At 40.8% G+C, this 16,208-nt stretch carries 10 protein-coding genes; all 10 read left to right on the forward strand.

Features of this window, described 5'->3' with window-relative positions:
- Window positions 1-4 precede the first annotated feature (4 nt).
- Window positions 5-841 (forward strand): nucleotidyltransferase family protein, encoded by an 837-nt coding sequence (locus U2P89_RS01845; RefSeq protein ID WP_322190447.1) that lies wholly within the window; start codon window positions 5-7, stop codon window positions 839-841.
- Window positions 842-1,195: 354 nt separating this feature from the next.
- Entirely contained in the window at window positions 1,196-2,416 is a 1,221-nt protein-coding gene (locus U2P89_RS01850) for an AGE family epimerase/isomerase (RefSeq protein WP_322190505.1), read from the forward strand.
- A 22-nt stretch (window positions 2,417-2,438) separates the two neighbouring features.
- Window positions 2,439-3,575: a DUF4855 domain-containing protein gene (locus U2P89_RS01855; RefSeq protein WP_322190448.1), complete on the forward strand. Its 1,137-nt coding sequence runs from the start codon at window positions 2,439-2,441 to the stop codon at window positions 3,573-3,575.
- Between the two features lie 153 nt (window positions 3,576-3,728).
- Entirely contained in the window at window positions 3,729-6,911 is a 3,183-nt protein-coding gene (locus U2P89_RS01860; RefSeq protein ID WP_322190449.1) for a TonB-dependent receptor, read from the forward strand.
- Window positions 6,912-6,929: 18 nt separating this feature from the next.
- The gene (locus tag U2P89_RS01865) at window positions 6,930-8,549 is read left to right on the forward strand and encodes a RagB/SusD family nutrient uptake outer membrane protein (RefSeq protein WP_322190450.1); all 1,620 of its coding nucleotides are present in this window, start codon (window positions 6,930-6,932) and stop codon (window positions 8,547-8,549) included.
- A 21-nt stretch (window positions 8,550-8,570) separates the two neighbouring features.
- Window positions 8,571-9,953, forward strand: a complete 1,383-nt coding sequence (locus tag U2P89_RS01870) for a DUF5018 domain-containing protein (RefSeq protein WP_322190451.1) — start codon at window positions 8,571-8,573, stop codon at window positions 9,951-9,953.
- A gap of 171 nt (window positions 9,954-10,124) precedes the next feature.
- Window positions 10,125-11,021 (forward strand): PIG-L deacetylase family protein, encoded by an 897-nt coding sequence (locus tag U2P89_RS01875; protein WP_322190452.1) that lies wholly within the window; start codon window positions 10,125-10,127, stop codon window positions 11,019-11,021.
- 42 nt (window positions 11,022-11,063) lie between these two features.
- Window positions 11,064-13,364 carry a DUF6259 domain-containing protein gene (locus U2P89_RS01880; RefSeq protein WP_322190453.1) on the forward strand — a complete coding sequence of 767 codons (2,301 nt, stop codon included), beginning with the start codon at window positions 11,064-11,066 and terminating at the stop codon, window positions 13,362-13,364.
- 91 nt (window positions 13,365-13,455) lie between these two features.
- Window positions 13,456-14,802 carry an alpha amylase family protein gene (locus U2P89_RS01885; RefSeq protein WP_322190454.1) on the forward strand — a complete coding sequence of 449 codons (1,347 nt, stop codon included), beginning with the start codon at window positions 13,456-13,458 and terminating at the stop codon, window positions 14,800-14,802.
- A gap of 29 nt (window positions 14,803-14,831) precedes the next feature.
- Window positions 14,832-16,082: a phosphodiester glycosidase family protein gene (locus tag U2P89_RS01890; protein WP_322190455.1), complete on the forward strand. Its 1,251-nt coding sequence runs from the start codon at window positions 14,832-14,834 to the stop codon at window positions 16,080-16,082.
- Window positions 16,083-16,208: the final 126 nt, after the last annotated feature.

Here is a 16,208-nt window from a genome sequence, read left to right on the forward strand (position 1 = left end):
CCGTATGAAAGCGATGATATTTGCCGCTGGGATGGGCACAAGACTGAAACCCCTCACCGACACCATACCGAAGGCGCTGGTGCCGGTCGGCGGGAAACCGCTGTTACAACATGCTATCGGGAAACTGAAAGCAGCCGGGTTCGATGAGATCATCATCAACGTGCACCATTTTGCCGAACAGATCATCGATTTTGTAGAGGCCAATCATCATTTTGGCATCCATATCGAGTTTTCCGATGAACGGGAAAAACTGCTCGATACGGGAGGAGGGATCAAAAAGGCGTCCCCGTTCTTCAACGACAATAAGCCATTTCTGGTACATAATGTAGATATCCTTTCCAATATCGACTTACGGAAATTATATGAAACACATGCGCGAAGTAGCGTCCCGGATTCGAAAAACCTGTCCACCCCACCCGATCAGGCTGGATCCAAAACACAACCCGATCAACCCAACCTTCCCGCGCACTCTGCCCAACCCAATCCCCTTGGGACCCTTGTCTGCAACGAGCGGGAAACCTCCCGTTACCTCCTGTTTGACGGCAACAATAGATTGAAAGGCTGGATCAATGAAGAAACAGGAGAGATAAAATCCCCTTTTCCCGGTTTCGATCCCCGGCACTACAGAAAATTGGCTTTTGCCGGAATCCAGATACTCCAACCCTCCATTTTCCAATACATGTCCGGACTTCCGGACCGTTTCCCCATCATCGACTTTTATCTCTCTATATGTGATAAAGAAGCATTGACGTGTTATGTTCCTGATAATCTGAAACTGGTCGATGTTGGGAAAACCGACTCCCTTCAAGAGGCTGCTCGATTTCTATACAGGTTCTCCTGATATTTTATTAAAATGTTTGAATACAAATTATCGTCATATTCCCAACAGAAAGCCGCATATAAAGGCACTAACTTTATTCCTTTTTGGATCACAAAATCCTTGTTGGCATTATAAACTTTCTTGAGCGCTAATATTGTGTCCTCAACATTAATAAAGCCCCATCTTTTAACTTAAATTCTCACTAATCATTCGCCCTAAACAGTTAAACTATGTTAACCGCTCTATATATAATAAATTATTTTAGTTTTATGCTTGCATATATAAATTTATTAACTTTAATTTGCGGATATATTTTAAAACACTTATCTTATCATTGAGACAAATAGAATTAAATTATGAGATGATATGGACGAAATGAACAATTTTAACATATTGGCATCGCAATATAAAACGGAATTATTTGAAAATGTGATTCCTTTTTGGCTTACCCACTCGCAGGACATGGAATTCGGCGGATACTTCACCTGCCTCGACCGGCAGGGATATGTTTTTGACACCGATAAATTTATCTGGCTTCAGGGTCGTCAGGTGTGGCTGTTCTCCATGCTATATAATAAAGTAGAAAAACGGCAGGAATGGCTCAATTGCGCCATACAGGGTGCTGAGTTTTTAAAGAAGTACGGGCATGACGGTAACTTCAACTGGTATTTTTCGCTTACCCGGGAAGGAAAACCATTGGTGGAGCCGTACAACATCTTCTCTTACACTTTCGCGGCCATGGCGTTCGGACAATTGAGCCTGGCAACCGGTAAACAGGAATATGCGGATATTGCTAAACACACTTTCGATACCATTCTCTCCAGACGGGACAATCCGAAGGGCAGATGGAACAAAGCCTATCCCGGCACCCGTTCCCTCAAAGGATTCTCACTGCCGATGATTCTCAGTAACCTCACACTGGAAATCGAACACCTGCTCGACAAAGAGATTGTCGAACAAATCATGGAAGAATGTATCCATGAAGTGATGGAAGTATTCCTCCGCCCCGAATTGGGAGGTATTATAGTAGAAAACGTAAATAAGGATGGCTCCCTGTCCGATTCCTTTAACGGGCGTTTGATAAATCCGGGGCACGGAATAGAAGCCATGTGGTTTATCATGGATCTGGGAGTGCGGCTCAACCGCCCCGAACTGATAGAAAAAGCAACGGAGACCACCCTGAAAACCGTAGAATATGGCTGGGATAAAGAGTATGGCGGTATCTTTTACTTTATGGACAGAAAAGGGGTTCCGCTACAGGAATTGGAGTGGGACCAGAAACTGTGGTGGGTGCATGTAGAAACATTGATATCGCTACTGAAAGGATATCAATTGACTGGCTCTGAGGAGTCTCTCCAATGGTTTAAAAAGATACATGATTACACCTGGAGTCATTTCAAAGATCCGGAATATCCCGAATGGTGGGGTTATCTGAATCGCCGTGGTGAAGTCCTGCTCGATCTGAAAGGAGGCAAATGGAAAGGCTGCTTCCACATACCGAGAGGATTATACCAATGTTGGAAAATACTGGAAGCAGTAAACAAGGTTGAACTGGGGGTAAAAAACATGACTGGCCATCTTCTAGCAGGGAGTTAAGAGCAGATAAGAGGAATAAAATATGAAAACAACAAGAGCAATAAGAACATTTTATAGAATAGTTCCACACATTCTTCTAATTCCGGTAATCATAACATCTATGATTGTCTGTTCAAATAGCTATAATAAAACCAGTGAAGATATTATTTTTAAAGAAGATCTTGAACCGGACAATTCCAAAAATTATAAAGCGGTTCCAAACGATTTGGTTTTGATCTATGACGGAGGATCTCATCGGAATATAAAATGGGATAAGAATCATTTTTCGCCATATGTATTTTCGGTAAAAGAGGGTGAGCACAAACTATTATTCGATGGATTCCTGTTTTTGGAAATCAAAGATGGAAAAGGGCGGGGATTCGCATCCGGTTATGAGAAACAAGCTGCTCGAAAAATTGAATGGGAAAATCTTTTAGAAAATTATTTTACCGAAAACAATGCTATTCACGCATTGAATGCCCAGATAGAAAATGTTGTAAAAAACCATGCAATATCTAGTAAATTTGAGAAAAGAAAAGTAATATTGAGTGTACCGGAACCCATACCCAATCAGAAAGATTGGGGAGAATTAGATAATAAAAGTATGGATTTTTCCAATCGTAAGGACCGGTTAGCTGCATGCGAATGGTACATAGAATACGCTGAACAGCTTTTCAAAAAAGCAAAATTTAAATACGTAGAATTAGTAGGATTTTACTGGTTGACAGAAGAAGCGACCAACAGCCGGGATCTCGCTAAATATATAGCGAATTTCATTTATAAAAAAGGTTACGATTTTTACTGGATCCCCTATTTTAATTCCGATGGTTATCAGGAATGGAAAAAGCTGGGATTCAATCAGGTTTATTATCAACCCAATTATTTTTTTAATGAAAAAGTGCCTTATTCACAACTCGAAGAAGCGTGCAAAAGAGCTAAAATCAACTCCATGAATATGGAAGTTGAATTTGACGAAAGAGTTTTGGCTAAGAATGGATGGGGATATCGGTTAAATGACTATTTGGATGTATTCACCAAATATGGAGTATTTGATTCTTTAAAAGTCGCTTATTATCAAGGGGGCGATGCTTTTTTCCAACTATCACAGTCGAAAGACTCCACAGATTCTGAGTTATATAACAGATTAACCGATATTATAATAAGAAGACAAAAGCATTAATTACCAAGTAAATAGTTTCAATCATTTGAAAACGCAACCAATTACTATTAATATAATAATAGTAATAGAATTTCTAATTTTTCTGAAAGAAAATTGCAAAAAAATGAAAAAAGCGAACAATTAGATTGTTAAATTAAAATTAAACCAAGTTCAATGAAAAAAATGAAATCACTCTTCTCTGGAAGAAAAGTAAAACGAACAGCGTTCGTTTTGAGTTGTTTCATATTTCTGATTTGCAGCGTGCACACATATGCACAGGTAAATATCAGAGGGACGGTAATCGACTCAAACAATGAACCATTAATTGGTGCAAATGTGATTGTGAAAGATACCCGGGAGGGGACTGTTACAAACATAGACGGAGAATTCAGCCTCACGGTTCCTAACGCAAACACGGTTCTTGAATTCTCGTATGTGGGTTTTCAAACACAGGAAGTAGCCCTTAATGGGCGGACGTTTGTGAACGTAATTATGTCGGAAGATGCAGAATTATTGGACGAAGTAATTGTAGTGGGTTACGGTACACAGAAAAAAGTAAGTGTTACTGGTTCGGTAGCACAAATAAGTAGTAGAGAAATTACTCAGGCCCCCACCGGTAATATATCTTCTGTGTTAGCTGGTAAATTACCCGGACTTACAGCCAAACAAAGTAGCGGACAACCGGGAAGTGATGGCTCGTCTATCCGGATTCGGGGTTTATCAACTACAGGAGATGGCTCAGCTATGCTGATTGTGGACGGAGTACAAAGAAGTTTTGCGAACCTAGATCCGAATGATATCGACAAAATTTCTATTTTAAAAGACGCTTCTTCCGCTGCTGTATATGGGGTACAGGGGGCCGGAGGTGTTATTTTGGTAACGACTAAAAGAGGTCAAAACCAAAGGCCTAAGATAACGTATACAGGAAAAGTTTCGTATAATCAAAACACTCTATTCCCTGAGTTTTTAAATGGTCCCGATTTTATCAAATGGTACAATAAAGCATTAGAGATGGACGGACTTGATCCTGTTTTTTCACAGGATATTTATGAGAAATCGTTATATGGAGATCCGGAAGGGAAAATATCCGACACCAATTGGCACAAAGAAATTATGAAACCCGGAACGTATTCCACTCACCATAATATCAATGTAAACGGAGGAAGCGACAGAGTAAGGTACTTTTTGTCCGTTGGATATTTTACCCAGGACGGAATTGTGGATAATTTTGATTACACCCGTTACAATGCACGTTCGAACGTAGATGTTAACTTAAATCATGGCTTCCGATTGGAGCTCGACTTTGCCGCCCGTCAAGAAAAGCGCAGTTCAGGATATTTTAGTGTTTCAAATCAAGCATGGAATAACCCAATTATGCTTGCATCGAAAGTATTCCCGTTTTTGCCTACAACTTATGATGGGCTACCGACTGTAGGGGCATTTAACAAGACCAATACACTTAATCCGGTAGTCTATAACAACATTGGTTATAATAATTCGGTGATGAATGTTTTGCAGACGTCTGCTAAGTTTGCATGGGAACTACCATGGGTAAAAGGATTAGAATTAGGTGTCAAACTAAGTTATGATAAAGATTATACTACCACTCGCAGTTGGGCCGCTCCCGTAACAGTGAATAGCTATGATATTGCGACGAACGAGTATTCGGAGGTATTAACGAATCTTGGAGTTACGGACACGAACACTGAAGCGTTTACCCATGGAATAGGACAGTTTTACCGGAGGACATTACAACCATCGATCACCTATGCTAATACGTTCGGTAAACATGATATTTCGGGTTTATTGCTATTTGAAGAAGCGGTACAGGAAGGAGAAAATCTTGGTGCAGTAGCCGTTGATTTCGATGTAACTTCGTTGCATGAACTGGATATGGGAAACGATATTAAGGATAATAACGGAAGACCGAATGTTTGGGGAAATAGCAGCATTTTCAAACGTGCAGGATTTGTAGGTAGGATCAATTACGCATTTGACAACAGATACTTAGTTGAATTAGCCGCTCGTTACGACGGCTCTTCACGCTTTCCTCCTACGAACCGTTGGGGATTCTTTCCTGCCGCATCTGTGGGATGGAGACTTACAGAAGAGTCATTCTTTGAGTCGTTTAAAGAAAAAAGCAATATAGAAGACTTGAAATTAAGGGCATCCGCGGGAGTTCTCGGTAATGACCGTATTTCAAATAATTATGCCTATCTCAATATGATGAGAAAAAATCCGGCAACCATATATATAGGAGATAAAGAATATATCTCAGTATATACAGCAGGAGAAGTAAACAGAGATATTACCTGGGAAAAAACAGCAACATATAATGTGGGATTTGAATTGATGTTCAACAAAGGAATCTTTGGAATGGAATTCGATTGGTTTTATAAATTAACCAAGGATATTTTGATTAGCGGTGGTTCGCTGTATCCTCCTTCGCTAGGAGGTAATTACCCCGGAACAATCAATGGAGGGGAAGTCGAAAACCGGGGTTTTGAACTGGTTTTAACCCACCATAACAGAATAGGACAAGTGCAGTATGATATTAAAGGAAATATGGGATGGGCGCGTAATAAAATACTTAAAATGAACGAAAGCCCCAATACTCCGTCATACCAAAAACGTACAGGACGTAAAATGGGAGAAAAAATGGGCTTCATTGCGGAAGGGCTTTATCAGTCGGAAGAAGAGATAATGAATTCTCCTACATTGAGCCATTTGGCAAAGATTTCGCAAATTCGTCCGGGAGATATTATTTACAAAGATCTTAACGGAGATGGAAAAATTGACAGTTCACAAGATTACACCTTCCTCGGGAATAGCAACTTTCCTGAACTAATGTATGGAATTAATCTGGGATTACAGTGGAAAGGTTTCGATGCCTCTGTTTTCTTCCAAGGGGCAGCCATAGTTGATATGTTTTTGAGCGGTGTTTATGACAATGGAAATGTAGATGCAACTATTTATACACGTCCGTTTCATGGAAATGGTAATTCACCCTACTTCCTGATAGAAAACAGTTGGACTCCGGAAAATCCAAATTCCGAGTTCGCCCGCCTCACTACAGTAGCGGCAGAAGTGGGTAATGCCAATGGATGGGCTTCTTCGTGGTGGATGCGGGATGCGAGTTATTTGCGATTAAAAAATGCCCAAATAGGGTATACAATACGAAGCAATTATTTGAATAATATCGGCGTGGAAAATATCAGGTTAACCCTTACGGGGTCTAATCTTATCACATGGTCTGGGCTTAATAAATACGGCATTGACCCTGAAGCGCCTGAGATCAGCAACGGATATTACCCGCAGCAAAGAACTTATGAATTCGGGATTAACATAACTCTTTAAAATAAAAACAAAATGAAAATGAATCATATAAATAAATATTTGCTTTTGATTGTATCTCTTTCCTTATTTTTAGGGGGATGTGACAGCAATTATTTGGATCCGGAACCCCGTACCATATATACTGAAGCTGAGATATGGAAAACAAAAGAGAATACATATCTGTACATCAATGGTTTTTATAAACCTATTTATGAATATGGTCCCTACGGCCTAAAATATGCCGATGTCTCATTGAGTGACGGCTTCAGTGATATTGTAAAATATCATCAACATGTGATGGGACCTAATGGTGGAGATGTAAATAAAACAATCTTAAGTTCCATAATCAGCCCGACCTCTATTGTTTTATCGGATTATGATTATGAATACAACCGTATACGTAGAATCAATGAATTCTTGTATGGATTGGAGAATTATGCCAGCTACGATCCGGCAGACATCACGCTAATGGAAGCTCAAGCACGATTCTTTAGAGGACTTTTGCATTTTATGTTGGTAAGGAGTCATGGCGGAATAATTATCAGGGATTATATTGACGGACCCAACGAAGCATATAAGGCTCGAAGTACGGAAGAGGAATGTTATGATTTTATTACCAAAGAACTTGACTTTGCAGCCGATAATCTACCAAGCGAATGGGATAAAGAAGAATTAGGGCGTTTGACCAAAGGAGGAGTGTATGGCTATAAATCAAGAGTTATGTTGTATGCCGAACGTTGGCAGGATGCTGTGGATGCAGCCGAGCAAGTTATAAAGGAAGAGGGAAAATTATACCAGCTTGAGTCGGATTATGATGATATTTTTAAAACAAAAGATAGCAAAGAAGGAGTACTAACCTATCGGTTTGGTGGTACTTTGGGGCATACATTTCACAAACTGTATTGTCCTAAAGGCGACAAGAGCGAAGGAGTTATTGGTATAGCAAGCCCTACTCTGGAAATGGTAGACTCCTATCGGATGAGTGATGGCAGTGAATTTGATTGGAACAATCCGGAACATGCCGCTAATCCCTATCAAAACAGGGAACCCCGATTCTATGCTTCTATCCTCTATAACGGAGCAACTTGGAAAGGACGCACCATTGAGACTTTTGTCGGAGGGACGGATGGTTTTGAACATTATGCTGCCCCGCAGAGCTCGGGAGGAACAACCACGGGATATTATATCCGTAAAATGGTGGATGAAAATGCTCCTATGGATGGCATCAGTACACAAAGCTGGTACGAGGTACGTTATGCTGAAGTACTCCTGAATCACGCCGAGGCGCTGAATGAATTGGGCAGAAGCCAGGAAGCGTTGGTTTCGCTTAATAAAGTTCGCGCAAGAGCTAAATTACCCAATATAACTACTACGGACAAGGAGGCTTTGCGCGATATTATCAGGGAAGAACGTAAAATTGAATTGGCTTTTGAAGGACATCGCTTGTGGGATCTTCGTCGTTGGAAAACCGCGGTAAATACACTTAACGGAAAACGAATGCATGGTACAAAAATAACAAAGGTTGGAGACTCTTTCTCGAATGAAACAGTTGAATGTGATGATGCCGACCGGGTCTTCAAAGAAAGTTATTATAAACTTCCCGTTCCTCAAAGTGAGATAAATAACAATCCGTTATGTAAACAAACACCACTTTGGTAAACAATTAAATAGATAATAGTTATGAGAAAAAGTATATATATATCAATATGCGTCTTTGGTTTGGCCTTTATTGTGGGATGCCAAGAAGCAGAAGAATTGATCCCAACTGCCGGGAATAAGCTTACTGCGCTTAGCTTCCTAACATCTGATCTTATTGAGACGAAGATATCGGTAGAAGAATTCGATTCAGACGAACCTATTGTAATTGACGCAGATGTGAATGGGTTAAAAACAACCGATATGAAAAAAATCAACGTTTCGGCAAATATTCCCAACAATGCACGAGTTGAACCTGCTTTCGTCGGGCCGGTGGATTTATCGCAACCCTATCATTTCGAAGTAGTGGGATCTGACGGCGCAAGACAAGAGTACATCATCGAAGCCAAACTAAGTGTTGTTTATCAACATCACACATTATGGAAGAAAACGGCAACCGAGCTTGGTTTTACAAACCATAACAATGGCGCTGTCGGCATTAGCGGAGATTATATTGTGGTGCATGACCGTGCCGGATTTAAATACTTCAACATTTCAGATGGTAGCAAAGCCGGAGATATATCCATGGAAGGAATTGACTGGGGAACCCTTCCAAGAACCGTACCTCTTCATATGGCCACGGATGATGCCGGAAATATTGCGTCTTGCAATTTTGCAGCTGCAGTAGGAGAAGAAATACACATGTTTTGGTGGGAAGGTGTAACAGCAAAACCCGAACTCCTGTTTACATATGTATTGGATATTCCGAATGCACAGGTCGGAAGGAAAATTTTCGTGAAAGGCGATATGACTACTCATGCATATCTTTATTTGGGTATATCAAACAACAACATCTTCTTACAATGGGAAATTAAAGATGGAAAAGTTGTTTCGGAGCAGCCCCGAAAAGTAGATTATTCTATTGATTACACTATGGGAATACAAGCTAAAATAGTACCTACAGAATTTGGGGCAAACAGTAATTACTTTATAGCCCGCTACGAAAACGGAGTCGCAAGGATTGCTATCACATATATGGATGGTACAACCAATCAACCTATTTATCAATCGGAACATCATATTCAAGACGTATTCCATCAATGGTTAGGCGGCGGGCATGCTTTTGATTATGCTGAAATGGACGGAGCCTATTATATATTCCTTATCGAACAAAACGAATATAATTGGATGCGAGAAATTTTCGATGTTAGAAAAGTGATACTCAGACCTGACAAAATTTCCTCAATAATGGACCTTATAAAAGAACGGACATGGAATGATTGGCTGAATTTTCCGTTAGATACCAATTTCGCCAGCAATGGAAATGTAACCGCAGATGTTCGGGCAAGAGTTGCTCCTGACGGACAATCGGCAATTGTTGCTTTTTTGTGTACAAATGGTGGAGTAGAGTTATGGAAAATTGAATAAAGCTCTAGGAAATAAGTTGACTAGTCCAAAAGGAGGGTGTCTGAATATGGAAGTGCACCCTCTTTTTCCCATTTTCTTACTTTAAAATAAGAAAATAACAGAACTCTATTTACAACGGCAAGTCTCGATTGTTTTTTCAGGAACATTTATAGATTAAATAATGGATAGGATATGAGACAAATCATTCATTTAATATTGGTTTTGATTTTGGGAGGAATAGCGATGAATGTGAAAGCGGAAGAGATGGAAAATAAAGGAAGAAGAGTGATCGTGATCTGCGCTCATCCCGACGATGCCGAACTGACAAGCGGAGGCACCTGCATCCTTCTTTCCCGAATGGGTTATAAAATAAAATATGTTTCTCTTACAAATGGGAATAAAGGACATCATGAAGGAACGAAAAATGAAACAGCCATTCGCAGATACAAAGAAGTACAGGAAGTAAAGAGACGGATGAACTGTGAATATGAAGTCCTGAATAATGAAGACGGCGAATTGGAATCAACGTTAAGGAATCGCATGGAAGTGATCCGGTTGATCCGTGAATGGAAAGCCGATATTGTGATTACACATCCTCCCTATGATTATCATCCCGATCACCGGCATACCTCCTTATTGGTACAGGATGCTGCTTTCCTGGTAAATGTGCCGAAGATACTGCCGGAAGTTCCGGCATTAGAGCAAAGCCCTGTATTTTTGTATACAAGAGGCCGCTACATTAATTCGCAGAAACCTCGGCCCGATATTACGGTGGATATCACGCCGGTTATTCGGGAAAAAGCACATGTAATCGATGCTCATGCGTCCCAGATATATGAATGGTTGCCTTGGATTAACCGAAGCAACGACATCATTCCTGTAACACAGGAAGGAAAAATAGAATATATCCTCCGGGAATATGTGCTGAAGCGCGGGGAGATAAAAGAGAAAGATAAACCTGTTGTTGAAAAATGGTACGGAGGCACTACAAAAGAAGTAAAGACAATCGAAGCTTTTGAAATTTGTGAATTCGGCCGTACTGTTAACGATCAGGATATTCGTGAATTGTTTCCTATGTTTTACAGGTAAATTACAGCGACTAACAGTCAAAGATATCACAAACGTGTCGTTATGCAAGTTATACGATGTTTTACCGTAATATTGTTTATTTCTTTCTGTACCCTGATGCATGCAGGGTCATTTGAAGATCATGGTGAGATCATTTATATAAAAAATGAACACTTGCTATTGGGTTTTAATTCAAAAGACGGAACACTTCGTCGGTTTGACGATATAACGGAACACTTGCCTCTACTTGCAGAAACGGACATGAAAAACTCGCTCTGGCATATCCATATACGAACATCTTCGGGAATAACTTCTCTGGATATGTTTTCTGCCTCCCTCTTCAGAGTGGAAACAATGGATACCGGATATTTGAAAATGATATGGTCGGATTTCCGTGAAATTGATAACCCCGATTTTGAGGTTGTAGCCTCTGTGCGGCTGAATAAGAATGAACCTGTTTCCAAATGGAAGATTTATCTTAGAGGTATACGGGAGAGACAAATAGAGAAAGTGGTTTTTCCAAAGATCAACGGATTAAAGGAAATGGATGCGGAACACCTAATTGTAGCCGATTGGATGGGATCTTTATTGAAAGAACCACGAAAATATATGCGAAAAAATAACAGGAATTATTTTGGATGGGCCTATCCCGGACATTTGTCCATGCAACTGCTGGCACTTTACAATCCCGGTAAAACCGGTCTTTATCTATCCTGCAACGACAGTTCGGCTTATCGCAAAAATTTCGGCGTTGGACTGGATCCGCAGGGATATTTGTCTTTTCAGATAGACAATTTTCCCGAATATGACACATCGTCAGACACCTATTCTCCAGATTACGATGCGATAATAAGTACATTTAAAGGAGATTGGATTACAGCCGCAGAGTATTACCGGGAATGGGCTGTTCAACAAAAGTGGGCCAGGGAAAGCCGTTTGAAAAACGGGCTGGTTCCTTCATGGGTAGAAGAAACAGCTTTATGGATATGGAATCGCGGTAAAGTACAGGGAGTATTGCCTCCTGCAGAAGAGTTAAAAAAGCGGTTAGGTTTGCCGGTAAACGTATTGTGGCACTGGTGGCACGGTTGTCCTTATGACGAAGGGTTTCCCGAATATTTTCCTCCCCGCGATGGAGAGACCTTGTTTAAAAATCAGATAACAAAAGCAGAAGAACAGGGAATAAAGACGCTGGTTTATATGAATCAGATCCAATGGGGAAATGCTACGGAAAGCTGGGAAAAAGAAAATGCTTCCCAACATGCGGTGAAAGGAACTGACGGAAAAACCATAACGCATGTGTATAATATTTTCTCAGGAAAAGCTTTAACAACAATGTGTATGGGCTCTTCTTTCTGGAGGGATAAATATGCATCATTGGCAGGAAAGGCCATCAATGACTATCATGTCGGAGGGATCTATATGGATCAGGCATGCCTGGGTTATCTGTGTTACGATCCTTCCCATGGACATCCGTTGGGTGGGGGAAATTATTGGGTGAAAGGGTCTGGAGAAGTTACCCGGCAAATACGTTCTTCGTCACGTTCAACAGACAAAATTGCTCTTTCGGGTGAAGGAGTCAGCGAATGCTGGCTGCCTTATCTGGATCTGTTCCTTACGCTTCAGGTTAGTAAAGAAAGATATGCAGGTGTTGAGGGATGGCAAACTATTCCATTATTTCAGACGGTTTATCATCCATACGCAGTTTCATACGGCAGTTATTCCTCTTTGCTCTCGCCTCCGTATGACGATTTATGGCCAAAGGAATCTGCACCGTCTGATACACTGCAATTACTCAATGAAAGTTTTAACGAACAATTCCTGATGGAACAGGCAAGGTCCTTTGTTTGGGGAATACAGCCGATGATCGCTAATTACAAGGACTTTTTGGCAACCGACCGCAAAGAGGAGATCGATTATCTGATGAAACTGGCAAAAGTACGATCACAAGGATTGAAATATTTACTTTATGGGGAATTTGTCCGGGCGCCGGAAATAAAAGTTCCGGAGAAAGAACTGAAAATTTCCAGGTTATCTATTTATGCCGGCAGAGAAGCGGAACGGGTAACAGAATTACAGGGCAGCTTCTCAACAATATATACTGCCGCATGGAAATCGGATGACCATATGCTCGGTATCGCAATGGCGAGTATCCTTGACCACACCTTTCCTGTAAAACTCCGGTTTGATACGAAAACCTACGGATTGCAACCAACCGGGGAAATTTTCCTTATAAAGGAGAACGGGAAAGAAAAAATCGGGAAATATCACAATGGAAAGATAAATCTCACGATACAATTATCTCCGAAAGATGCGTGTATCCTGGAATTCACATCCGATAACCAAAGCACTTTAGGGAACAGATAGTGAATCGACGGTTCAGGGGAGATAATATTAAAAAAGATATCGACAGGGCATTGGCAACAGATAAATAAATTACTTTTAAGCAAAACAAAAAATGATAAAAAAAATCACACTTTTCATTACGATGGTCATTGTTCTCTTTTGTTCCTGTCATAAGAAACAAAAGAATGAATCTTTTGAAGCGCCAGACCAGCTTCCCAAATTAATGTGGATTGACGCTACGGCAAATATACACCGGTTCAATAACAAAGACACTATAGACCATTATCTGCAAAAGTTAAGTGATCTGGGATTTACGGATGTAGTAGTGGATATCCGTCCAATTTCCGGTCATGTACTTTATGACAGTGAATATGCACCTAAACTGACGGAATGGAATGGGCAACCGATTACTTATACATTCGATTATTTGGGCTATTTTATAGAGAAAGCGCATAAGTTGAATATGCAGGTACAGGCATCCATGAATACCTTTGTTGCCGGACATAATTATGTGGACAGAGGCATTATTTATGAACAGGGAAAGACTGAGTGGGCTTCTGTTGTGTACCCTCCTTCCGAAGAAAGGACATTTATTCCCATCACGGAAGAAAAACAAAAATATTCGGCTATGGTGAACCCTGCCAATGAGGAGTTTCAGGAATATATCCTCGGTATTTTTGAAGAAGTGGCGCAAAAGTATCCCGAACTGGACGGGATCATTCTTGACAGGGTGCGTTACGACGGATTTACCGCAGACTTCTCTGATTTGTCCCGTTATAAGTTTGAAGAGTATCTAGGAAAAAAACTCAACAAGTTTCCCGACGATATCTATGTATGGAAAAAAGATCCGCAGGGAAATCTGTATCCCGAAAGGGGGCAATATTTCGTGCAATGGGTAGAATGGCGCACCCAGGTGATCTATGATTTTATCGTCAAAGCCCGTGACAGGATCAAATCCGTGAATCCTGATCTTTCTTTCGGAGACTATACCGGCGCCTGGTACCCTACGTACTTCGAAGTTGGAGTAAACTTTGCAAGCAAACACTACGATCCTTCGAAAGAATACGACTGGGCAGGTCCTACTTATAAAAATACCGGCTATGCGGAATTAATTGATTTGTTTACGGTAGGAAACTATTATACGACAATAACCAGGGAAGAATATCTTAAAAACAATCCTGAAGTAAGAAACGAAACCGATATGCAGGCTCAAAGCAGCTTATGGTATTGCGTGGAAGGATCTTGTGAAAATCTTCGTACGGTTATGGGGGAAAACAAATTCATTGGCGGAATCCTTGCCGACCAGTTCTACGATAACCCTGAAGGATTAACGGAATCCATTAAAATGAATCTTCATAAATCGGACGGAGTAATGATCTTCGATATTGTGCATATTATCAACAAAAATATGTGGGAGTATGTAGAAAAAGGTTTGCGTGAAAGCGAAGTTATTCCGTAAAACAGGTCAATTTTCACTTATGAAACAAGATGAAAAAGAATTTGATATATAATTTATTATTCATCACTTTCCTATTCGCATGGAGCGGATGTGGAGAGAAAACAGCACAAACTGATTTCGATTTCAGGTATGTCACCTCAGTGGAAGTAAAACGCCCGGAGGCATTGGATGTAAAAACCGACAATTTCATGCGGACTGTAACCATTCAGTTTCCTATGGGAACGGATATCTCGGAAACAGAGATCAGTATAACACCGGCTGAAAGTGTTAAGATGATCGAACCATCAAACACCATCTCAACATACAATCTGACGGAAGAGGCTTCTTTCAAAATACAAAAAGGCAATGAGATCCTGACATACCGCATACTGGTTCATTTTGCTTCCCTGTCTTTTGAACCACCATCCGACGAGTGGGAGAAAAGGAACGATTTCGGCACGTTACCTGATTATCTCTCCGTATATAAATACATAAAAAGTATTTCCGGGAAGCAGGTTCAAGCGTACATTGCCGTAGCGGATATCAGTGAAGAAAAAGGCCGGTTCAGAGTATTAGGGGAGAAAACCGGTTATCAAACCCCGAAGCAGTTCTATGAGAATAATTCCCGACCCGGCATAGTATTAAACGGAGGTTATTTCTGGAGCGGGACTTCGCTCGGGTTGATGGTCAGGGACGGACAAATCATTTCCGGAGCACAACAAACGGTTTACAGGGATTATAATGGTACAAGCACAGAATATTATCCCACGCAGGGAGCTTTCGGCACAAATCCCGATAATACGTTCGGTGCCTATTGGGTATACGAATCCGGCAACACCCTCTATACCTATCCCAATCCTTCTCCGAACAAGGCAGGAGAACAACCGCAACCTATCCCTTCATCCGATTTTCCCGAAGGAGCAAAAGAGTGGAAACCTCGACATGCCATAGGAGCCGGGCCGTTGCTTATTACGAACGGCGAATACAAGAATCTGTGGGAAGCGGAAATGTTCGATATCCAAAGCGGAGTAGGGCCGACGGCCAATCATCCCCGCTCAGCAATCGGATATCACCCGTCGGGACATCTTGTGTTATTCGTGTGTGAGGGAAGAAACAAAACACCCAATACACCCGGATTAACATTGAAAGAAGTGTCTGATATTCTCCTCGGGATAGGTTGTATCGAAGCAATAAACTTAGATGGAGGAGGCTCCTCATGCATGTTGATTAACGGGTTGGAAACTATTAAACCCAGTGATGGCAGTCAACGGACGATTACGAATGCAATCGCGATTTATTAATTTTAATTTGTAGAGACAATCAATATTGCAGATTGTAAACTATGATCAATTGGCAAAGATACTTGCCAATCGATAAAACAATGCGAATAAATATGATGACTAACTCTAAAACAAAGTAAATTCATG

This window comes from Proteiniphilum sp. (genome assembly GCF_034331125.1).
In the GTDB taxonomy this organism is placed as follows: domain Bacteria; phylum Bacteroidota; class Bacteroidia; order Bacteroidales; family Dysgonomonadaceae; genus Proteiniphilum; species Proteiniphilum saccharofermentans.